This is a genomic window from Blautia sp. MSK18_10 (assembly GCF_020553185.1).
GTDB lineage: Bacteria > Bacillota > Clostridia > Lachnospirales > Lachnospiraceae > Blautia_A > Blautia_A wexlerae.
In genome coordinates this window covers 57492-78876 of the sequence record NZ_JAJCGT010000012.1, presented here as the reverse complement: position 1 = coordinate 78876, position 21385 = coordinate 57492, and the positions used below count along the sequence as shown (strand labels likewise).

Here is a 21385-nt window from a genome sequence, read left to right as displayed (position 1 = left end):
AGAATTTTAATATTTAAGAGTTTGTTTTTTCCTCTTTGACATTAAAGCTAAGATTTCTTGTGGGTTTGTCAACTGACGTCCGGGAAGTGTCTGCTTTGGTGTGCGGTCACGGTCAGCTTCATCAATCGCTGCGATAAAATGTTTTACGCTATTTGGATTGGATATGACAAAATTATGAGTAATACTTGAAGTAGCCATACGAACACCTCCTCTTTTCGTTTTTTTGTGTATTAATTATACGATTGACAGAGAAGTGCGTCAATAAGAAAAATAAGTATTGAAAATAGTTGGAACAAATACTAAAATAAAGTTGGGACATTGAATGGAAGTTATGTTACGAGATAATAAGAATTGTAGGTGGAAGGTTTGAACATAGAAGCATATGATGCAGATTCATTGAGAAAGATGGTTAGGTTGCTTGAATATGAGAACAAGATATTAAAAGATAAATTGAAGAAAGCAGGCATTTCATATGAAGAGGTGAATCCTTTTGAAGAAAAAATAGAAAGTGCAGAAGAATATGACCTAGATCAAGGGAATCGTATTGTAAATCCACCGTATATTACAGAGAAAATGGCAATGCGTTTCTTTTCGATGTTTTGGGGAAGAGAAGATGTATATGCCAGAAGAGGAAAGAACGGGGGCTATTTTCCACAATGTGCGAATCGTTGGAATGACCGGCTTTGCCCTAAACAACGTAAAGAGAAGGTATTGTGTGATGAATGTGAAAATACCAAATGGATTAGTTTGGATGTTAAAAAAATAATTGATCATTTGTTAGGCACAAAAGAAGATGGATCAGATGTAATAGGTGTATATCCTTTACTGCCAAATGGTACATGCAGATTTATTGTATTTGATTTTGATAATCACGAAAAAGGAGCAGAGGTTACGGACTTTGCAAATACGGATAATGAGTGGCATAAAGAAGTGGATGCGCTTAGAAAAATGTGTGAGCTTAATGGTATCAGACCTTTAGTTGAGAGATCTCGATCTGGAAAAGGTGCCCATGTATGGATTTTCTTTAAAAAGGCAATACCTGCGGCAACAGCAAGGAATTTTGGATTTCTCCTGTTAGACAAGGGTTCGACTTTTATCAATCTGAAATCGTTTCATTATTATGATAGAATGTATCCTTCGCAGGATGTGGCAAGCAGCATAGGTAATTTGATTGCATTGCCATTACAGGGGCAGGCTCTTAAAAATGGAAATAGTGCTTTTGTAGATGAAAATTGGAATGCTTATCCTGATCAATGGGATGCTCTTTTCAATAAAACAAGAAAGCTGGGAATAGAAGATGTTGAACAATGCATGGCAAAATGGCAGGGAGAATTAGCAGAAGTCAGAGGAATGCTTACTAATATTGAGAAGAATGTCAGACCGAAACCATGGAAGAAGAAATGTGAGTTTTGTAAGTCAGATGTTGTGGGCAAGCTTCACATGGTATTGGGCAATGGAGTTTATGTTGATACTCTGAATCTTATGCCAAGAATACAAAATCAGATTCGTAGTTTGGCGGCATTTGATAATCCGGAATTTTACAAAAATAAAAGGCTGGGATATTCTAATTATTATAATTTCAGTGCTGTATATTTAGGTAAGGATATAGATGGATATATACAGATTCCGAGAGGACTGCGGGAAAATATTATACAGGAATGTGAAAAAGCAGGCATTTCAGTTGATGTTTCAGATCAAAGAGAAACAGGACAACCTATCAGAGTATCTTTTAAAGGTGATTTGCGAATGCAACAGGAATTAGCAGCAGAAAAATTATTATCACATTCAGATGGAGTTCTGAGTGCGGCAACTGCATTTGGAAAAACTGTAGTATGTAGTTACCTTATTGCAGAGCGAAAAGTAAATACGCTCATTTTGCTGCAAAGTAAAGATTTGCTTAATCAGTGGGTTGATGAATTGAATCATTTTTTAGAGATAAGAGAAGAACCACCGGAATATGAAACAAAAACAGGAAGAAAGAAAAAAAGAAATAGTGTGATAGGCGTTTTGCACGGAAATAAAAATACATTGACAGGGATTATAGATGTTGCAATGGTTGGTTCAATGTACAGCAGAGGAAAATTTAATGAACGAATTAATTCTTACGGAATGGTAATTATGGATGAATGTCATCACGCAGCTTCTAATACATCTATGGAATTATTGCAGAAAATAAATGCAAAATACGTGTATGGTGTTTCTGCTACGCCTAAACGTGGCGACAGTCTTGATCGGATTATCTATATGCTGCTGGGACCTTTGAGACATAGATTTACTGCTTTGGAGAGGGCTAAGGAACAGGGGATTGGACATTATTTTGTCCCAAGATACACAAGAGTAGTTGATACTGCAGAAAGCAAGGATAATATTAATAAAGCATATAATTTGATAAGTACCAGTAAGGTGCGCAATGAAATGATCATAGATGATGTTATAACTTGTGTTGCAAGAAAACAAACTCCTGTAATTTTAACAAGATTTAAGGAACATGCAAAATTTTTACATGATGCCTTAAAGGAAAAAGCAGATCATGTATTCCTTCTATATGGGGATAATTCGGATAAGGAAAATGCTGAAATAAGAGTAAAATTAAAGCAGATACCTGAAAATGAATCGCTTATTTTGGTGGCAACTGGTCAGAAAATAGGAGAAGGGTTTGATTTCCCAAGACTGGATGTATTAATGCTTGCAGCACCTGTATCTTTTGAAGGACGCCTGGAACAGTATGTAGGTAGATTAAACAGAGATTATGTCGGAAAAGAAGCCGTTTATGTGTATGATTATATCGATTCGCATGTGCGTTATTTTGATAAAATGTATGCAAAAAGATTGAGAACATACAGGAAGATGGGATTTTCAATCTGGACGCAAGAGTTGCAACCTAAACAAATAATAAATGCAATATTTGATTCTGTAAATTATACCGAAAAATTCGAGCAAGATATTGTAGAGTCAGAAAAAATGGTGGTAATTTCCAGTCCGGATATCAGACAGGATAAAATTGACAGATTTTTATTACTAATAAAGAAGAGACAGGAAGTAGGGGTAAAGGTCACAGTTATTACAACAGATCCGGAAGATATTACTTACGGAAAGTCAGATGTATGTCATGAATTAATCAGAGCAATGCAATTGGTAGGAATAAATGTGATAACAAGAACAGAAGTAGAAGAATGTTTTGCTGTTATTGATGATGAAATAGTATGGCATGGCGGGATGAATCTACTTGGAAAAGCTGATGTCTGGGATAACTTAATGCGTATCAGAAATTCACAAGTTGCAACTGAATTGTTGGAAATTGCTTTGGGATATTCTGAGGAAGGGAGGAAAAGTGAATAAAAAGATTAAATGCGATATATATACCAGGGTATCCACAACCATGCAGGTAGATGGTTACAGTCTGGATGCCCAGAGAGAAAAACTTAAGAGATATGCAGAATTTCAGAATATGGAAATCGTAAATGAGTATTCCGATGAAGGTAAGTCTGGAAAGAGCGTAGAGGGCAGACCGGAATTTCAGAGAATGTTGGATAATATTGAGAATGGAACAGATGAGGTACAGTTTGTACTGGTGTTCAAGCTTTCCAGATTCGGGCATAATGCGGCAGATGTTTTAAATTCTTTGCAGAGGATGCTGGATTTTGGAGTGAATCTGATCTGTGTAGAAGATGGAATTGACAGCTCAAAAGATAGCGGAAAGCTGATGATTTCTGTTCTGTCTGCGGTGGCAGAGATTGAACGAGAGAATATCCTTGTTCAGACAATGGAGGGACGTAAGCAGAAAGCCAGGGAAGGAAAATGGAACGATGGATTTGCTCCATATGGCTATGAATTGGTAAATGGAGAATTGCAGATCGCAGAGGACGAAGCAGAGATTATTCGTCTGATCTATGATAAATTTATTCATACCAATATGGGAATTTCTGCGATTGCTACATGGCTGAACCAGCATGGATATAAAAAGAAAAAACGACAGAATAACACTTTGGACGCATTTGCCGCTTCATTTATAAAAGGCGTTCTGGATAATCCGGTATACTGTGGAAAGCTGGCTTATGGACGAAGGAAAAACGAGAAAGTCTCTGGTACAAGAAATGAATATCGCATTGAAAAGCAGGAAAATTATATGCTGCACGATGGTATCCACGAAGGGATTATTTCAGAAACAGACTGGGAGCTGGCTCATCAAAAACGGGAAAAAACAGGTGTGAAATATGAAAAGACACATAGCCTCGATCATGAGCATATTTTATCCGGAATATTGAGATGTCCGTTATGTGGAAGCGGTATGTATGGAAACGTGAACCGAAAGAAAAAGAAAGACGGAACTTTATATAAGGATTATTTCTATTATGCCTGCAAACATCGTCGCCTGGTAGATGGTCATAAATGTGGATATCGTAAACAATGGAGCGAAGAGAAGATTAACAATGCAGTGGAAGAAGTTATTCGGAAGCTGGTGAAGAATCCGAAATTTGAAGAAGCAATTCTGAATAAAATCGGTTCAAGAATTGATACAGAAGAAATAGAAAAAGAGATTGAAAGACTGGAAAAACAGTACAGGCAGTTGACCGGAGCAAAAGGAAGACTTGGACAGCAGATGGATAGCCTGGATATCATGGATAAATTTTATGAGAAGAAATATCAGGATATGGAGACAAGGTTATACCGTTTGTATGATGAGATTGAAGGCGTGGAGAACAGTATAGAAGAAGTCAAGAACCGCCTGTTGAATATCCGGCAACAGAAAATATCAGAAGAAAATGTCTATCAATTTCTTTTATATTTTGATAAACTATATGATAAGTTCACCGACCTGGAGAAGAAAGAATTTCTTAACAGCTTTGTAGAACAGGTGGACATTTACGAGCAGGAGCAGCCAGATGGCAGATTCCTGAAGCACATAAAGTTCCGTTTTCCGGTGTATTTTGGAGATAGAGAGACACAGGAACTTTGTTGGGACAACGAAAGTACCGTTGAAAGTTGCGCTTTATTGTCTAAACTAGAATAAAAACTGGATGAGAAGGTGACTAGTACATCGTTTTCGAAATAACTATACCACTCACTTGTCTGCGAATCCGATTGCACAGGTCTAAAAGCCTCAGCGTAGCCCGCTACGCCTGCGTTTTTATACCAGCACACTCGAATCCGCATCCTACGCGATTGGTATAGTTATTTACGAAACGATGTACTAGAATTCGAAGAATCGCCATATAAGTCAACAAATGCCGGGTAAACTGATGACTAGAATTCGAAGAATTGCCATATAAGTCAACGAATGCCGGGAAAGCAGATGACTGGAATTCGAAGAATCGCCATATAAGTCAACGAATATCGGGAAAGCATATGACTGGAATTTGAAGAATTGTCATATAAGTCAACGTATGTCAGGGAAACTGATGACTGGAATTTAAAGAATCATCATTTGAGTCAATACATGATTGATATTTGTTGACTAGGTCAAAGTGTAGCCGGTAAATTGATGACTCATACAGGAAATTTCGCAACGAGGGTCGATGATCAGCTGGTTATATCTAGTGTGCTGACAAGGAGGTGCATATTTTTGGCATCGTGAAGCGTGTTGCTGTGAACAGTAACGAGGTGGTGCTTATGAGCTCCAGACTGACAAAAAATCTACTTGATAAATATAGATCAATATGATAAAATAAGGCCATTCTCCGCGAGGGAGTAATCGGCATATTCCGGAACATTTTTCAGATATGTTTTGAAGAGTGTGTAGTACTATCGACATAATGGTGCCATATGCACCCGGTATTACAGTAAACGATGAGACTCATGGACAGTTAAAACAGCTGTCTGTGTGTCTCTTTTTTTATGCTGCAGGAACATTACAGCAGTTCAGATAACATAAAAAAGTCTTCCGGGAAGGGTTCTATGTTACTGAAAAATTATTTTATACAGGAAAAGGAGCAAAAAACACATGAATATTTTTGAACTTTTTATACTGGCGATAGGCCTGTCTATGGATGCATTTGCAGTATCTGTCTGTAAGGGCCTTTCCCTGGGCAGAATCAATGCAAAGCATATGTGTATCGCAGGCGCATGGTTCGGGGGATTTCAGGCATTAATGCCCCTTGTGGGATATTTTGGCGGACGATTCTTTGCAGATAAGGTTACCCGATACAGTCACTGGGTAGCTTTTGTCCTTCTGGTGTTCATTGGTGCCGGCATGATCAAAGAATCGAAAGAGGAAGAACATGTAAATGCGGATATGGATATAAAATCCATGTTCATCCTTGCAGTGGCTACCAGTATTGATGCACTGGCAGTGGGAGTGACATTTGCTTTTCTGAAAGTAGAGATTGTATCAGCAGTATCCTTTATCGGTGTGATCACCTTTGTCTGTTCAGCAGCAGGGGTAAAGATAGGCAGTCTTTTCGGAATGAAATACAAATCCAAAGCGGAATTATGCGGAGGTATTATCCTTATCCTCATAGGTACAAAAATCCTGCTGGAAGGACTGGGAATGATATAAATAATAATTACAAATCTCAACTCAAACGTGTTATAATACTACTATTAATGAACAGGCATGAAATGATTATCCGCCTGAATAATTTAAATAACATATCAGGGAGGTTTCTATTATGAAAAAAGTAAAAACAGCAGCAGCACTTTTATGCAGTGCATGTCTGGTACTTTCAGGAACTGCTGTACCGACAATGGCAGATTCAGTGAAGGTTGTGACGCTGGGAGCTGATCTTACTCAGGACCAGAAGAATACAATGATGAAATATTTTAATGTAGACAGTAACCAGGTACAGATTCTCACTATCACTAATCAGGATGAGAGAGATCATCTGAGTGCTTATGTACCGTTAGAGCAGATCGGAACCAGAACAGTGAGCTGTGCATATGTAAAGCCGACTCAGTCAGGCGGTATCAAAGTAAGAACAGCCAACCTTAACTGGGTAACATGTAACATGATCGCAACGTCACTTTCCACATCAGGTGTCAAGAACTGTGAAGTTGTAGCCGCCTGCCCGTTTGAGGTATCCGGCACCGGAGCGCTTACAGGTATTCAGATGGCGTACGAGACAGCTACAGGGGAGCAGCTTGACAGCACGAAGAAAGAACTTGCTACAGAGGAAATGGTAGTGACAGGAAATCTGGCTGATGAGGTTGGAAAGAATGATGCAACTACTGTTATGAATAACTCGAAGATACAGGTTATCAAAGATAATGTCCAGAATGTGGATGATATCTATAATATCGTAGTAAATGTTGCTCAGCAGAATAATGTAAATCTGGATTCTGACCAGATTAATAAGATTGTAGAGCTTCTGAAACAGATTGCGCAGCAGGAGTACAATTATGATGATGTAAAAGCAACACTGGAGCAGGTAGAACAGAATACATCCGGTGATAATGATGAGCTTGGTGATATTGATGATGAAGAGGATGACACTGTAAATGCAGGTGATCCAGCAGATGGTGATGATATCCTGAATAATGTGGATAACAGTGCTTTAGGCGGAGATATCGTAGAGAGTTCCACAGAGAATCCATCGCTGGAGGAGGATTCAGGTCTGATTGAGGACGACGGGGACGATCAGAGTGACGGAGACCTCAGCGAAACAGAGGAACCGCAGGAGCCGGATGGTGATGAAACTACGGATGACAGTACGCTTGGAAATACAGATGAAGGTGATACAGACTCCGATGAAGGAACAGATGATACAGAAAATGATACCACATCAGATGAATTGGATACTTCTGCACTGACAGAAGATCAGAAAACCATGTTTGATAAAGCTGAGAATTTCTGCAAGGGAGAATATGAAGGCGATACCACTGCTCTTACAACAGCTATGGAAGATGAAACAGCAACAGCTTCCGTAACTCTTGATGCTGAAAATGGTGCAACTCTTGCTAAGAATGTGGAGAAGGAATATCTGAAAATTCTTACAGAAGGCACAGCTTCTTATCAGGCAGATGGAACAGAGATTTACATGAGCACAGAGCTCAATATGGTAGATAAGTCCATGAAGGAAATCTTCGGATTAAGTGCAGATGCACAGGCAAGTCCGGAGCTTGGAGAACTTTCAGATGATGACAGACAGACCTTATATAATGAAACAATGAAATTCTTTGAGAAACTCTACGGAGAAAGCACAGAGACTTATGATACAACGGATGCAGATTCCACAGAGACTGCAGGCGGCGAGGAAAATGCAGAATAATCAAGGCATCATGCAGATTTCAGAGAATAAGGATGGTTCTGCAAAGGTATTGTTCAGGATACGAAAAGCAGAGATGGCAGATGTGGATGAGATCATGGCTGTTATGCATGAAGCGAAGAATGATAAAGAGCATCCGGACTGGTTTGTATCTGATGATGAGGAATATGTCAGGACACATATAGAAGAACAGGGTTTTGTGATCGTGGCACAGACAGCAGATGGTTCTGTTGCGGGTTTCTTCCTTATTAAATATCCTGAAAACAGGGAAGATAATCTGGGAACTTATCTTGATTTTGATGAGGAACAGCTTTCCCATGTTGCAGTCATGGATTCGGCAGTTGTGTGTTGTGCATACAGGGGAAACGGGCTGCAGGGGCATATGCTGGAAGAAGCGGAGAGATTGCTGGATACAGACCAATATTATTATCTGATGTGCACCATACATCCGGATAATCAGTTCAGCAGACATAATATGGAAATCCATGGATATGAAGTTAAGAGAACGGCACTCTGTTACGGAGGTCTGCCAAGATGTATCCTTCTTAAGGATTTAACCGAATCAGGGAAGTCCCCTGCACAGGTTGTGAAAAGCAGCAAACAATAATAGTAATGGAAAGCAGTTGGTGAAATTTTTGTGATTTTGCCGGCTGCTTTTTGTTATGTATGGAAAAAATGAGATGAATGTGATAAAATGATGTGATTATAGCAATCCTCGTAAATAATGAATCTTAATCCGGCCCATCAGAGTGTGAAACCTGAAACTGTCTTAAATGCATTATTTATGTTACTGTTCACTGGTAATATCCCGCGAGGTGTTTTTTGTGAGCGAAGGTCACAGAAAACCCGAGACATACTGCGCGAATTTATGCGATTAGCATAAATTAAGTTTGCGAAGCAAACGATACTCCTTGGGCATTGCACAAGGAGGTTCATATTTCCTGCATCGCGAAGCGTGTTGCTGGGAACGGAGTGAACAGTAACTTATTTATGAGGACTGCTATAGAAAACAGAGTCATATAATTGACAAAAGATAAACATAAAAATACAAGGAGAAATACGAATGGGAATGGCAGTAGTAACTCTGAAAAAGGGAGAGGGAAGACTTCTGAAATCCGGCGGAATGTGGATTTTTGATAATGAGATAGATACAGTCATGGGAAATTTCGAGAACGGTGATATTGTACTTGTCCATGATTTTGACGGATATCCTATGGGAAGAGGGTTCATTAATACTAATTCTAAGATTACGGTGCGTCTTATGACAAGAGATGAAAATGTTGATATTAATGAAGAACTTTTGGAGAAGCGTGTACGTGATGCATGGGAATATCGTAAGAAAGTGGTAGATACAGGATGCTGTCGTCTGATTTTTGCAGAGGCAGATTTCCTTCCGGGAATTGTGGTGGATAAATTTTCGGATGTACTGGTAGTTCAGTCACTGGCTCTGGGGATCGATCGTTTTAAAGAAACAATCGTAGAACTCCTCAGGAAAGTCCTGGCAGAAGATGGGATCACTATTCGCGGTGTTTACGAAAGAAGCGATGTGAAGGTGCGCAAACAGGAAGGAATGGAAATGGTTAAGGGTTTTATAGGACCAGAGTTTCCAACACTTGTGCAGATTGAAGAAAATGGTGTAAAATATGAAGTTGACGTAAAAGACGGGCAGAAAACAGGATTTTTCCTGGATCAGAAATATAACAGGCTTGCAATTCAGAAACTCTGTAAGAATGCGAAAGTTCTGGATTGCTTTACACATACAGGTTCTTTTGCACTGAATGCGGGAATCGCAGGAGCTGCGAGCGTAACCGGTGTGGACGCCTCTCAGCTGGCAGTAGATCAGGCAACCGCTAATGCGACATTGAATGGTTTATCCGACAATGTGAAATTTATTTGCGAGGATGTTTTTGAACTGCTCCCTGAGCTGGAAGAGAAAGGTGAGAAATTTGATGTTGTAATTCTTGATCCTCCTGCATTTACCAAGTCCAGAAATTCCATTAAAAATGCAGTAAAAGGATACAGAGAGATTAATCTGCGTGCCATGAAACTGGTAAAAGACGGCGGATTTCTGGCAACCTGTTCCTGTTCTCATTTTATGGACTATGAATTATTTACCAAAACCATCGGACAGGCAGCAAAGAATGTACATAAAAGACTTCGCCAGGTAGAATACAGGACACAGGCACCGGATCATCCGATCTTGTGGGCGGCAGATGAGTCTTACTATCTGAAGTTTTATATATTCCAGGTATGCAATGACAGATGATTATTTGGCATATCAGGTAGGGGCAAAATACCTTTTGCCCCTAGAGCGTGTCTGAAAAATCATTTCCACAATCTGCACGCCCCACTTTGCGGTATATTTTGCCCGAATTCGGTTGACGTAGCCCGCTACGACGCCCTCATCCGGGCAAAATCTCCCACAAATTGTGACATATATCTTGCGGAAAGCATTTTTCAGACACGCTCTAACATCATAAGAGTACACAATAAAGAAAGAGAGGAAATAATATTATGAGTTTCAGAGAAGTAAAAGCAGAAGAACTGACAATGAATCCATTTACAAAGATTGGAAAGGAATGGCTGCTGATCACAGCCGGAAATGAAGAAAAATGCAATACTATGACAGCAAGCTGGGGTGCAATGGGTGTTATGTGGGGAAAGAACGCAGTGACAGTGTATATCCGTCCTCAGAGATACACCAAGGAATTTGTGGACAGGGAAGATACATTTACAATTTCTGTTCTGGGAGAAGAGTATCGCAAGGCATTAAATTATTGCGGAAAGGTTTCCGGAAAAAATGCGGATAACAAGATTAAAGAAGCAGGACTGACTCCTTACTTTACAGACGGAACAGCCGGAATTGAAGAAGCTGACATGATCATGGTCTGCAAAAAAATGTATCATGATGAGATTAAACCGGAATGCTTTGATGCCGGGGAAAACGACGGTAAGTGGTATCCGCAGAAAGACTACCATACCATGTATATTGCAGAGATCCTGAAAGTTCTTGTCAGAGAGTAAAAAAATGCATTACAAACAGTAAAAAAGAGGTAGTTTAATGAAAGACAAATTAAACAGATTCATGCAGGGGCGTTATGGAGTGGATAATTTTGCAAGATTCACTCTCGGTGTGGCACTTTTCGTCATTGTTGTAGGTTCTTTTATGAGACAAAACGCAGCCGGAGGCGTTCTGGATACAGTTGGATTTATTCTTATCATTTATACATATTTCAGAATCCTTTCCAGAAATATCTCTGCACGATATGCGGAAAACCAGAAATATCTGGGATATACTCAGAAAATCCGTAGCTGGTTTACCAGAGAGAAAAATATGATGGAGCAGAGAAAAACACATCATATCTATACCTGCCCAGGTTGTGGACAGAAAATTCGTATTCCCAGAGGAAAAGGACAGAAGGTAGAGATTGAATGTCCGAAATGTCATGAGAAGTTTATCAAAAGACGTTGATTTGCTGCAAACACGCTCTGGCAGATCATCATAAGTTATGGGCTGGAGGAATTATGTTTGGTTATATAGTAATGAATAAGCCTGAAATCAAGTTTAAAGATTTTGATCTGTACAGATCTTTTTACTGTGGATTGTGCAGAGAACTCAAAAGTAAATATGGAATATCAGGACAGATTTCTCTGACTTATGATATGACATTTGTGGTGATTCTTCTCAGTGCGCTTTATGAGCCGCACACACAAAAGGGAAGCACAAGATGTATCATTCATCCGGTCTGTAAACAGCCGGTCAGAAGAAATACAGTGACAGAATATGCGGCAGATATGAATGTACTTCTTACTTATTATAAATGCCGGGACGACTGGGAGGATGAAAAAAAAGTAACTGCTCTTGGTTATTCAAAAGTTCTTCAGGGAAAAGTGAAAAAACTGGATCAGAAATATCCGGATAAATCCCGAAGAATACAGAAGCTTCTCAGTGAATTGTCTGAGATGGAGAAATCCGGAGAAAAAGATATTGACAAAATGGCGGGCTGTTTCGGAAAAATTATGGAAGAGATTTTTGCATGGAAACAGGATGTATGGGAAGATACTCTGCGTAGAATGGGATTTTTTCTTGGCAAATTTATTTATCTTCTGGATGCATACGATGATGTGGAAGAGGATATAAAAAATAAAAATTACAATCCTTTTTCAGAACAATATATAATAGAAGGGTTCGATGAGCAGGTACGCCGGATTCTGATCATGATGATGGCGCAGACCTGCAGGGAGTTTGAGAAACTTCCTATTATAAAATACACTGATATTTTGAGAAATATTCTTTACTCAGGGGTATGGTGTCGGTTTGAGGTGATACATAAGAAGAGAAAAGAAGCAGGAGAGAAAGATAATGATTGATCCGTACAGTATACTGGGGATTTCCAGAGATGCATCCGATGAGGAAGTGAAGAAGGCATATCGTAAGATGAGCAGAAAGTATCATCCGGATGCCAATATTGACAATCCGAATAAAGAACAGGCTGAGGAGAAATTCAAGCAGGTTCAGCAGGCTTATGAGCAGATTATGAAGGAAAGAGAGCAGGGAATCGATTACGGGAATTATGGCAGCAATAATTACGGTGGTTTTGGCGGATTTTCCGGACAGGCAGACTCTGGCTATCAGGATGAAGAGTCTATGCGCAGGCAGGCGGCAGCCAATTATATCCAGAGCGGTCATTATCGTGAGGCTGTGAATGTTCTGCAGTCACTTTCACAGAGGAACGGACAGTGGTATTATCTGTCTTCCATGGCAAACATGGGACTTGGAAATAACGTAAATGCATTGAATGATATTAAGCAGGCTATCCGTCTGGAACCGGATAATGTACAGTATCAGATGGTTTTGCAGCAGATGGAAGGCGGAGGAAACTGGTATCAGGAGATGCAGAATCCTTTTGGAGGTATGCCGACAGGCGGTGATGATTATTGTATGAAGCTGTGCCTGGCAAATATGGCATGCAGTCTGTGTTGCCCGGGAAGCGGCATATTTTGCTGCTAAAACGTTATTGTTCACTCCGTTCTCAGTAACGTAGTCAAAATTCATTCCAGATTGCCTGCGGCAATGGAATTTTGGTAATAATTGGATTGACAATTAAAAGTGAAAATATTACTATAGTAAAGTGATAATGTGCAACTGTAATGATATGCAACAGTTGCGAACATATAATTAAGGTTACAGGAGGAAATCATAATGAGTATTCGTATTGGTATTTTAGGCTACGGCAATCTTGGCCGCGGTGTAGAGTGCGCAATCAAACATAATCCGGATCTGGAGCTTGTTGCTGTATTTACACGTCGTGCTCCGGAAACTGTTAAAATCCTTACAGAGACAGCAGCGGTATATTCTGTCAATGATGCCGAAAAAATGAAAGATAAGATCGATGTACTTATCATCTGTGGCGGAAGTGCAACAGATCTCCCGAAACAGACACCGGAATATGCGAAGATGTTTAATGTAATTGACAGCTTTGATACACATGCAAGAATTCCTGAGCATTTTGATTCAGTAGATGCAGCTGCAAAAGAAAGCGGTCATATCGGAATTATTTCAGTGGGCTGGGATCCGGGAATGTTCTCACTGAACCGTCTCTATGCAAATGCAATCCTTACAAACGGAAAGGATTATACATTCTGGGGCAAGGGGGTAAGCCAGGGACACTCAGATGCAGTACGCCGTATCAAAGGTGTAAAAGATGCAAAACAGTATACAATTCCTGTTGAAGCAGCACTGGAAGCAGTGAGAAACGGAGAAAATCCGGATCTTACAACAAGACAGAAACATACAAGAGAATGCTTTGTAGTTGCAGAGGAAGGTGCGGATCTGGCACAGATTGAGAATGATATCAAGACTATGCCTAACTATTTCTCTGACTATGACACAACTGTACATTTTATTTCTGAAGAAGAACTGAAGCGAGATCACAGTGGAATCCCACATGGCGGTTTCGTGATCCGATCCGGAAAAACGGGCTGGAATGATGAGAACAATCATGTGATCGAATATAGTCTGAAGCTGGATTCCAATCCGGAGTTTACATCTTCTGTACTTGTTGCATATGCAAGAGCTGCATATCGTATGAATAAAGAAGGACAGAGTGGTGCGAAGACCGTATTTGATGTGGCACCTGCTTATTTATGTGCTGCTGATGGTGCTGAATTAAGAAAGCATCTGTTGTGATCAGGGATATAAGATAATATTCTGTCTGTTGAAAAAATAAAGAGAAAACAGGTATACAGGTTATATTTCACAGTGTTATCTTGTGAAAAGAGACAAAGTATTTGTGGACTTTGTCTCTTTTTTTATGGAATAGACTGTGAAAAATTAGTGAATGTTTAACAGAATTTTACTTGTCTGTTGACGGGATATTTAAAGTGTAATATAATAGAGTCATAGAAACGTAATAACATTGTAAAAAACTTTGTTAAACCTTAGAGCGTATCTGAGAAGTATGTGAGATAGCAGAGAGATACCCACGATTCATACTTTTCAGGCACGCTCTGATAATGAAAAAAGAAAAGGAAGGTATGTATGCAAAACGTAAACAGGAAGTTTAAAATCTGGGGGGCACTTCTGTTTCTGCTGCTTTTTGCTGTGGGAGTTTCCATGTATTTTACTGCGGCAAATGTACAGGCTGCAACGAAAACAGGTTTTGTAACTATTAACGGAGATTCATACTACATAAATAAAGATGGCTCTAAACAGAAGGGTTGGCTGGAACTTGAAGGGAAGAAATATTACTTTAACACAAAGACCGGTGTTCAGGTAAAAGGCTGGGTTACTGACAGTAAAGGACGAAAGAGATATTTCAGTAAACAGGCTGGTATCATGATGACAGGCTGGGTCACTGATTCAAAGGATCAGAAAAGATATTTTAATCCATCTACCGGATTCATGCAGACGAAATGGCTGACACTGAAGGGAAAGAGATATTATTTCTACAGTAACAGTGGAGTGGCTGCCTGCAAGACATTCCTTACAGACAGTAAGAAAAATACCAGGTATTTTACAAGTGCATGTTATATGCTTACCGGCTGGACAAAGAATTCCAGCAATGAATACAGATATTTTGAAACTGAAGACGGAATTATGGCAAAAGGTTTCCAGACACTCGATGGAAAGAAATACTACTTTAATACAGGCAGCGGCAAGATGGCTGTAGGCTGGACGACAATTGATGGAAATAAGTATTATTTTGATAAGGAAACCGGTGTGATGGCTACCGGAGATGTAACAATTGATGGACAGAAATACCATTTTAATTCCAATGGTATATTGAGCAATACGACAAGTCCGACCGGTTCCAGAACAATCAAGAATTATCTGGCAGGTGCATTACAGCCTGTTGGTCAGGCTCTGTACGTATGGGGTGGCGGATGGAATGATTCCACCAGAAAAGGAACAAGTCAGACAATGACTGATTTCTATAACAGTCAGAGCAGCAGTTATGATTACAATAACTACAGAGATCTCAGCACAGCCAACAGAGCAAAAGGTTTTGACTGTTCCGGTTTCGTAGGATGGTCAGCTTATCAGGTAATGCAGAGTAAGTCCGGTGTAGGAAGCGGATATACAGTAGTTTCCGGTGAGATTGGTTCTTATTATAAGTCCATGGGCTGGGGAAGTATTCTCACTCAGGCGAATCTGGCAAGTGATGACTGGACAGTATATCCCGGAGATGTGGGATATGACAGTGGACATACATGGATCATTCTCGGACAGTGTGCTGATAAGAGTGCAGTGATCGTGCATTCTACCCCGAATGCAGGTGTTCAGATTGCAGGTACACCTACTCCGTCCGGTGGTTATTCCAGTCAGGCGATTGCACTGGCACAGAAGTATATGTCAAGATATCCGGGATATACCAAATATGATTATCATACTTCATCTGGTAACTATATCAGAAGAGGTAATTATCTGAGATGGAACAGAAGTACGCTTTCTGATCCGGATGGATATATGAATATGACCGCAGACCAGATCCTTGCAGATCTGTTTAGCTGAGAAGTGAATAGTTAAGAAAATTGAAGCAGCTTTCGAATGAGGAGGCTGCTTCTTTTTTTGTGTTCTGTAGTAATTCCATAAATAATGCAAACAATCCAGTCCACTATAGCGTGAAGTCCTGCTACGTTACTGTCCACTCCGTTCACAGTAACGTAGCCAAAATTCATTCCAGATTACCTGCGGCAATGGAATTTTGGCTTGTATGTCTCGGGATTTTGGCATATTCATGCCAAAACACCTCGCGGGATAGTGGTGTGTGAACAGTAACCCTGCATCAGATATCTTTGTCCTGTGTCAAATTATTACAAACATGAAATGGAATATGTTTGAATTGTAGAAAGAAATGCGAAGAATAACAAAAAGATTAATAAATGTTACAGAAATATAAAATTTATGGTAATTAATCCTTGCGTTTTTGAGTGCGGTGTGTTAATATGTATAAGAATTAACTTAGATATTGCAAAAACATTAAGATATAGAAAGAAAATGTTACGAGGGTGAGAATTCATGAAGAAAAGAATTGTATGTCTTACATTAGCACTCCTGATGAGCGCAACACAGGTTGTTAGTGTAAGTGCTTCAAGAGAGGATGAATTGAGAGAAGAGCAGGCGATCACAAGTCAGCAGCTGGATGCTACATATTCCAGAATGGATGAGCTTGCATATGCGAAATCACAGCTTGAGAATGAGATTTCCGAACTGGATTCCAATCTTGTAAGTGTTATGGTTTCTATTGATACTCTTAAAGGAGATATCGATAATAAAGAAGTAGATATTATTAAGACAAAACAGGATCTGGCTAAGGCTCAGAAGGCGAGAGATAAGCAGTATGAGAGCATGAAGCTTCGTATTCAGGCACTGTATGAACAGGGTGGGGATGCAGCGTGGTTTCAGATGATGCTTAATTCAGAAGATTTAAGTGAACTTCTGACACGTGCTGAGAATACACAGCAGATGTATGAGCAGGACAGAAAGAATCTTGATAAATATGTGAATACTATTAATGAGGTGAATAATTTAAAGACTCAGTATGAATCTGACAAAGCAGAACTGGAAGAGATGAAGGCTTCTTATGAACAGCAGTCTTATGATCTTCAGTGCCAGATCGATCAGAAGAAATCTGAATCAGCCGATTATGAGAATGAAATTGCATATGCACAGCAGCAGGCGACAGAATATGCAAATCTGTTAGCGGAACAGACAGCTGAAATTCAGAGATTGGAAGCTGAAAGAATCGCAGCAGAAGAAGAGGCAAGACGACAGGCTGAGGAAGAGGCTGCAAGACAGGCGGCAGAAGAAGAGGCAGCAGCAAAAGCTGCAGAGCAGGAACAGGACTCCGAATCAGAAGAGGAAGAAAATGTAGAGTATGATGAAGACGGAAATGAGATTGAGAATACTGATGATGCGGATGATGAGTCTGAAGCAGATGATGGTGTAGAATATGATGAAAATGGTGATTCTGTTGACAATGCAGGAGCTTCTGATGATGTAGAGTACGATGAGTATGGCAATGTGATTGATTCTGATAATACAGTTTCACCAGATGATTATGAGAGTGAACAGTCATCTGATTCAGATAGTTCTTCATCTTCAGGTTCAGGAGCAGGATCTTCTGTAGTAGACTTTGCAACACAGTTTGTTGGCAATCCATATGTATGGGGCGGTACAAGCCTTACAGGTGGAGCTGACTGTTCAGGATTTACACAGAGTGTATATGCAAACTTCGGAGTAAGTCTTCCGAGAACTTCTTATGAACAGCAGAATGCCGGTACAGAAGTATCTTATGCTGATGCACAGCCGGGCGATTTAATCTGCTACGGTGGACACGTTGCAATCTATATGGGTAATGGACGTATCGTTCATGCATCGAACTCTGTAGATGGCATTAAGATCAGTGATAACGCAGCGTACAGGACGATTGTTTCTGTAAGAAGACTGGTGTAATTAAATAAGTATAAATAATTAAATTTATAGGGGTTGAAAAGGAGTATCGCTAAGGGGGCTGATGCTCCTTTTCTTTATGTATAAGTTATCATTATTCCGCGATGTGTTTTGGCATGAATATGCCAAAATTCCGAGACATACCGCGCGAATTTATGCGATTAGCATAAATTCTGTGCATCGCGAAGCGTGTTGCTGTGAACGGAGTGAACCGTAACCATGTATAATATTTTACCGATTTTCAGGTGGATTTTACCTTGACATAAAATTGGATGGATAGTACAGTTTATGTAACTGAAGAGATACATATAAAATTTTAAATCTGTTTTTGGAGACATCAGTGGGAAAGAATATTCTCATGAATTATCCGGATTATAGTTGAATAGTGAAAGCGAGGAATGATAAATGGCAAATGACCATGTAGAACACATAAGAATTGTACAGGAAACAGTTGCTGGCAAGGAGATTACTTTTGCACATGTAATGGGAGGGCCGGCTCCGGTCATATACCAGAAGCTTGGACTGAATCCGCAGGTGGATTACCGTTCATCTGCAATCGGAATTATGAATATGACACCGCCTGAATCTGCAGTGATCGCATCTGATATTGCGGTAAAAAGCGGAAATGTTTATCTGGGATTTGCAGATCGATTTACAGGCACACTGATCATTACGGGAGAGATTTCCGATGTAATGTCAGCGATGACTGAGGTTGTGGATTATTTCAGAGACACTCTGGGTTATGTAGTCTGCAAGATTACCAAAAGATAGGAAGTGTTGGGATGGCAGGGATGACAACCAGAGAATTACTGGAAAAGCTTTATAACCAGGATTATGAGAAATTAAAGGGAAAAAAGCTGCGTATGACCAGGGTAAGGGTTCCGGGAAAGGAAGTGTGCCTGGCGCATGTGATCAATCCTTCACAGAGCTGTATTTATCAGAATCTTGGTCTGCATATTGGAGTCCATGAGGGAGAAGACCACACAGGAGAAGCAATTGGAATGATTCGTTTTACCCCATGGGAAGCAGTGGTTGTAGCTGCTGATATTGCAGTGAAAAGTGCAAATGTGGAGATTGGTTTCATGGATCGCTTCAGCGGATCATTGATCCTTACGGGAGGTCTGACGGAAGTTCAGACTGCAGTGGAAGAAGTGGTGAAATTTTTTAGAGAGGTGCTTGGCTTTAAGACTTGTGCAGTTCACAAAAGTTAAAACATACGAAAAGTCAGTTATTCTGTACCGATGGTGCTTATGTAACTGCCGGAATAGCTGAGAGAAGTGAAAGGGACAGACATTAAATATGAAGAAAATATTTCTGATGGGCAGAAGTGAAGCAGGTAAGACTTCATTAACGCAGGCATTAAAAGGCGAAAAACTTCATTATGTAAAAACGCAGTATACGAATACGGATGATGATACCATTGATTCTCCGGGAGAGTATGCAGAGTCCAAGCATTTCAGCGTAGGGCTGGCCTGTTTTTCTTTTGAAGCAGATGTGGTGGCAATGGTACAGTCAGCAGATGAACCTTTCAGTTTGTTTGGCTATGGCAGTAATGCATTTATTCTGAGACCACTGATAGGAATCATTACGAAAATAGATTCTCCTTATGCGAATGTTCCAATGGTGCGTCAGTGGATGCTGAATGCAGGATGTGAAAGAATTTTTCTGGTAAACAATGTGACCGGAGAGGGGATTGATGAGCTGAGAGCGTTTTTGAATGAGGATGTTCCAAAGCTGAGTCTGGAAGAAGCAAAATTCAGACAGAGTCTTGGTCTGAATGAATGGGATCCGCTGCCGGAAGGTGTGGAATATTCATGCCAAAACACCTCGCGGAATAGTGGTGTGTGAACAGTAACGAATGAACAATAATAATTTGGAAAATATATTGATAAATAGTTGACAAGCTTGTTGCAGGGTGTTATTATAATGACAGTATAATTCCATACAGAACATATTAAGTGCTGATACTGTGAGAAAGAGCAGTACAGAAAGAGGGAATCAGGTGAGAAACCTGAGCGATCCGGTCACTGTAACAGAGGAGCAAATCTCAGAATGTCCATTGTGCCATAGCATGAGAAGGAGAGAGGAGCGATGAGCCTGGAGCCAGGAAACCTGCTTGGTATGGCGAGGTTAAACTTCCGTGTAAAGTGTAACAACCAACTCCGTTGAATCCGCAGCTTCGGAGTGTTGTCTGCTTTTATCTGAAGGCAGACATTTTTTATGGAATGCGCCTGTTCTTTATGAATTATACATGATTAAATGGCAGGCGATACTACTTCGGATTTATTCGTTCCCTCCGCGCACTCATGAACGGATTTTTTTCTACCCCGGGGTAGCATCGCTCCCTCTTATTAATTTTAAATGTATGATCTGTGAAAAATACTGTAATGAATTTTCAATGCTTTGTTATGTGAAGAGAAATTGATAATTTATTAGAGTATTTTTTTTATTTCGTCCTCTGTCCTCTGATGGGTGGGATTGATGGAGACTGAGAAAACGGAATTATTCTGGAAAGATAAAAACTTGCAACAGGAGAGGAGAGGTAGCAATGGAGAAACCTTATTGGGAAGGGAAAGAATATTCTTATTTCAGCCATAAGAAATGTGAATTTTTTCCGTGTCATAAGAATGCAGATCCGGATGATTTTAACTGTCTGTTCTGTTATTGCCCGCTATATGCCTTGGGTGAGAAATGCGGTGGGAATTTCCGGTATACGGAAAAGGGAATTAAAGACTGCACAAACTGTATGCTTCCGCATAAGCGAAAAAACTATGGATATGTCACAGGAAAATACCAGGAACTGGCTGATATGATGAAAAGAGCAAAGGAAAGTATCAGCAAATAAGAGGAGAATGCGTTGCTGCTTAGAACGGAGTGAACAGTAACAATGTGTCAGATTAGCACAAATAAGAAAGAACGATTTTCATTGTAATACAATGCTTGTTCTGCTAGAATAAGGATAGCAAAAGAGAAGAGTCTGTAAGATTTTCAAGTCTGTTCTGAGTTAGTATATAAAGCATTTCACACACATTTTCCACACTTTTCACATGCACAGAAGAAAATGCATCACAGGCATTTGACGTCTTTTCCTGGCGACATTTTCTTGTCGGCAGAGCTCTGCATTTCTACATAGAGCCGTCGGAAAACAGGGAAAATTCACTGTTTTCCGACGGTTTTTGTCATTGATCATGGTTGAAAAACAAAAAAGATGCTGATATAATGATATTAT

Annotated in this window: 20 protein-coding genes and 1 riboswitch; of the genes, 18 read left to right on the top strand and 2 right to left on the bottom strand. The window is 39.9% G+C overall.

Annotated features, from left to right (window positions below):
* Window positions 1-6 precede the first annotated feature (6 nt).
* The gene (locus tag LI074_RS07290) at window positions 7-198 is read right to left on the bottom strand and encodes a hypothetical protein (RefSeq protein WP_055059878.1); all 192 of its coding nucleotides are present in this window, start codon (window positions 196-198) and stop codon (window positions 7-9) included.
* A 168-nt stretch (window positions 199-366) separates the two neighbouring features.
* Here LI074_RS07290 and LI074_RS07285 point away from each other — a divergent pair, with 168 nt between their 5' ends.
* From LI074_RS07285 to LI074_RS07260, 6 genes are all read left to right on the top strand, one after another.
* The gene (locus LI074_RS07285) at window positions 367-3339 is read left to right on the top strand and encodes a TOTE conflict system archaeo-eukaryotic primase domain-containing protein (protein WP_118409556.1); all 2973 of its coding nucleotides are present in this window, start codon (window positions 367-369) and stop codon (window positions 3337-3339) included.
* The gene (locus LI074_RS07280; RefSeq protein WP_265107659.1) at window positions 3332-5011 is read left to right on the top strand and encodes a recombinase family protein; all 1680 of its coding nucleotides are present in this window, start codon (window positions 3332-3334) and stop codon (window positions 5009-5011) included. The genes LI074_RS07285 and LI074_RS07280 overlap by 8 nt, the downstream gene beginning before the upstream one ends.
* A gap of 930 nt (window positions 5012-5941) precedes the next feature.
* A complete protein-coding gene (locus tag LI074_RS07275; RefSeq protein WP_008705613.1) occupies window positions 5942-6496 on the top strand; it encodes a manganese efflux pump MntP in 555 nt (184 codons plus the stop codon).
* Window positions 6497-6608: 112 nt separating this feature from the next.
* Window positions 6609-8204, top strand: coding sequence for a DUF1002 domain-containing protein (locus LI074_RS07270; RefSeq protein WP_243868804.1), 1596 nt, complete (start codon window positions 6609-6611; stop codon window positions 8202-8204).
* Window positions 8194-8808: a GNAT family N-acetyltransferase gene (locus tag LI074_RS07265; protein ID WP_243099542.1), complete on the top strand. Its 615-nt coding sequence runs from the start codon at window positions 8194-8196 to the stop codon at window positions 8806-8808. The genes LI074_RS07270 and LI074_RS07265 overlap by 11 nt, the downstream gene beginning before the upstream one ends.
* Window positions 8809-9264: 456 nt before the next feature.
* Window positions 9265-10467: a class I SAM-dependent rRNA methyltransferase gene (locus LI074_RS07260; protein WP_025581119.1), complete on the top strand. Its 1203-nt coding sequence runs from the start codon at window positions 9265-9267 to the stop codon at window positions 10465-10467.
* Between the two features lie 12 nt (window positions 10468-10479).
* Here LI074_RS07260 and LI074_RS17820 read toward each other — a convergent pair whose 3' ends face one another.
* Complete coding sequence (locus tag LI074_RS17820; RefSeq protein ID WP_319017455.1) at window positions 10480-10629, bottom strand: DUF6783 domain-containing protein; 150 nt, start codon at window positions 10627-10629, stop codon at window positions 10480-10482.
* Between LI074_RS17820 and LI074_RS17815 the strand changes: the two genes are divergently transcribed.
* From LI074_RS17815 to LI074_RS07205, 12 genes are all read left to right on the top strand, one after another.
* Window positions 10561-10719 (top strand): DUF6783 domain-containing protein, encoded by a 159-nt coding sequence (locus LI074_RS17815; RefSeq protein ID WP_319017456.1) that lies wholly within the window; start codon window positions 10561-10563, stop codon window positions 10717-10719. The genes LI074_RS17820 and LI074_RS17815 overlap by 69 nt on opposite strands.
* Window positions 10716-11225, top strand: coding sequence for a flavin reductase family protein (locus LI074_RS07255; protein ID WP_025581120.1), 510 nt, complete (start codon window positions 10716-10718; stop codon window positions 11223-11225). The genes LI074_RS17815 and LI074_RS07255 overlap by 4 nt, the downstream gene beginning before the upstream one ends.
* 37 nt (window positions 11226-11262) lie before the next feature.
* On the top strand, window positions 11263-11673 hold the full coding sequence (locus LI074_RS07250) for a hypothetical protein (RefSeq protein ID WP_008705607.1): 411 nt from the start codon (window positions 11263-11265) through the stop codon (window positions 11671-11673).
* Window positions 11674-11726: 53 nt separating this feature from the next.
* Complete coding sequence (locus LI074_RS07245; protein WP_062807237.1) at window positions 11727-12572, top strand: DUF5685 family protein; 846 nt, start codon at window positions 11727-11729, stop codon at window positions 12570-12572.
* Window positions 12565-13212: a DnaJ domain-containing protein gene (locus LI074_RS07240; protein ID WP_118566105.1), complete on the top strand. Its 648-nt coding sequence runs from the start codon at window positions 12565-12567 to the stop codon at window positions 13210-13212. Before LI074_RS07245 ends, LI074_RS07240 begins: the two co-directional genes overlap by 8 nt.
* Window positions 13213-13404: 192 nt before the next feature.
* Complete coding sequence (locus tag LI074_RS07235; RefSeq protein WP_008705602.1) at window positions 13405-14391, top strand: diaminopimelate dehydrogenase; 987 nt, start codon at window positions 13405-13407, stop codon at window positions 14389-14391.
* Window positions 14392-14742: 351 nt separating this feature from the next.
* Window positions 14743-16215 (top strand): N-acetylmuramoyl-L-alanine amidase family protein, encoded by a 1473-nt coding sequence (locus LI074_RS07230; protein WP_118409554.1) that lies wholly within the window; start codon window positions 14743-14745, stop codon window positions 16213-16215.
* A 507-nt stretch (window positions 16216-16722) separates the two neighbouring features.
* On the top strand, window positions 16723-18159 hold the full coding sequence (locus LI074_RS07225; protein ID WP_055053728.1) for a C40 family peptidase: 1437 nt from the start codon (window positions 16723-16725) through the stop codon (window positions 18157-18159).
* 402 nt (window positions 18160-18561) lie between these two features.
* Window positions 18562-18927 carry a BMC domain-containing protein gene (locus LI074_RS07220; RefSeq protein WP_008705595.1) on the top strand — a complete coding sequence of 122 codons (366 nt, stop codon included), beginning with the start codon at window positions 18562-18564 and terminating at the stop codon, window positions 18925-18927.
* An 11-nt stretch (window positions 18928-18938) separates the two neighbouring features.
* The gene (locus tag LI074_RS07215; protein WP_008705594.1) at window positions 18939-19367 is read left to right on the top strand and encodes a BMC domain-containing protein; all 429 of its coding nucleotides are present in this window, start codon (window positions 18939-18941) and stop codon (window positions 19365-19367) included.
* 88 nt (window positions 19368-19455) lie between these two features.
* Window positions 19456-20004 carry a EutP/PduV family microcompartment system protein gene (locus LI074_RS07210; protein ID WP_118409553.1) on the top strand — a complete coding sequence of 183 codons (549 nt, stop codon included), beginning with the start codon at window positions 19456-19458 and terminating at the stop codon, window positions 20002-20004.
* Between the two features lie 91 nt (window positions 20005-20095).
* Window positions 20096-20290: riboswitch (cobalamin riboswitch) on the top strand.
* Between the two features lie 414 nt (window positions 20291-20704).
* Window positions 20705-21001, top strand: coding sequence for a cysteine-rich small domain-containing protein (locus LI074_RS07205; protein ID WP_008705592.1), 297 nt, complete (start codon window positions 20705-20707; stop codon window positions 20999-21001).
* Window positions 21002-21385 lie beyond the last annotated feature (384 nt).

Excerpts from the sequence above, each read along its gene's own strand:
- LI074_RS07290 (WP_055059878.1), bottom strand. The coding sequence starts at position 198 with ATGGCTACTTCAAGTATTACTCATAATTTTGTCATATCCAATCCAAAT.
- LI074_RS07275 (WP_008705613.1), top strand. The coding sequence starts at position 5,942 with ATGAATATTTTTGAACTTTTTATACTGGCGATAGGCCTGTCTATGGAT.
- LI074_RS07270 (WP_243868804.1), top strand. The coding sequence starts at position 6,609 with ATGAAAAAAGTAAAAACAGCAGCAGCACTTTTATGCAGTGCATGTCTG.
- LI074_RS07265 (WP_243099542.1), top strand. The coding sequence starts at position 8,194 with ATGCAGAATAATCAAGGCATCATGCAGATTTCAGAGAATAAGGATGGT.
- LI074_RS07260 (WP_025581119.1), top strand. The coding sequence starts at position 9,265 with ATGGGAATGGCAGTAGTAACTCTGAAAAAGGGAGAGGGAAGACTTCTG.
- LI074_RS07255 (WP_025581120.1), top strand. The coding sequence starts at position 10,716 with ATGAGTTTCAGAGAAGTAAAAGCAGAAGAACTGACAATGAATCCATTT.
- LI074_RS07250 (WP_008705607.1), top strand. The coding sequence starts at position 11,263 with ATGAAAGACAAATTAAACAGATTCATGCAGGGGCGTTATGGAGTGGAT.
- LI074_RS07245 (WP_062807237.1), top strand. The coding sequence starts at position 11,727 with ATGTTTGGTTATATAGTAATGAATAAGCCTGAAATCAAGTTTAAAGAT.
- LI074_RS07240 (WP_118566105.1), top strand. The coding sequence starts at position 12,565 with ATGATTGATCCGTACAGTATACTGGGGATTTCCAGAGATGCATCCGAT.
- LI074_RS07235 (WP_008705602.1), top strand. The coding sequence starts at position 13,405 with ATGAGTATTCGTATTGGTATTTTAGGCTACGGCAATCTTGGCCGCGGT.
- LI074_RS07230 (WP_118409554.1), top strand. The coding sequence starts at position 14,743 with ATGCAAAACGTAAACAGGAAGTTTAAAATCTGGGGGGCACTTCTGTTT.
- LI074_RS07225 (WP_055053728.1), top strand. The coding sequence starts at position 16,723 with ATGAAGAAAAGAATTGTATGTCTTACATTAGCACTCCTGATGAGCGCA.
- LI074_RS07220 (WP_008705595.1), top strand. The coding sequence starts at position 18,562 with ATGGCAAATGACCATGTAGAACACATAAGAATTGTACAGGAAACAGTT.
- LI074_RS07215 (WP_008705594.1), top strand. The coding sequence starts at position 18,939 with ATGGCAGGGATGACAACCAGAGAATTACTGGAAAAGCTTTATAACCAG.
- LI074_RS07210 (WP_118409553.1), top strand. The coding sequence starts at position 19,456 with ATGAAGAAAATATTTCTGATGGGCAGAAGTGAAGCAGGTAAGACTTCA.
- LI074_RS07205 (WP_008705592.1), top strand. The coding sequence starts at position 20,705 with ATGGAGAAACCTTATTGGGAAGGGAAAGAATATTCTTATTTCAGCCAT.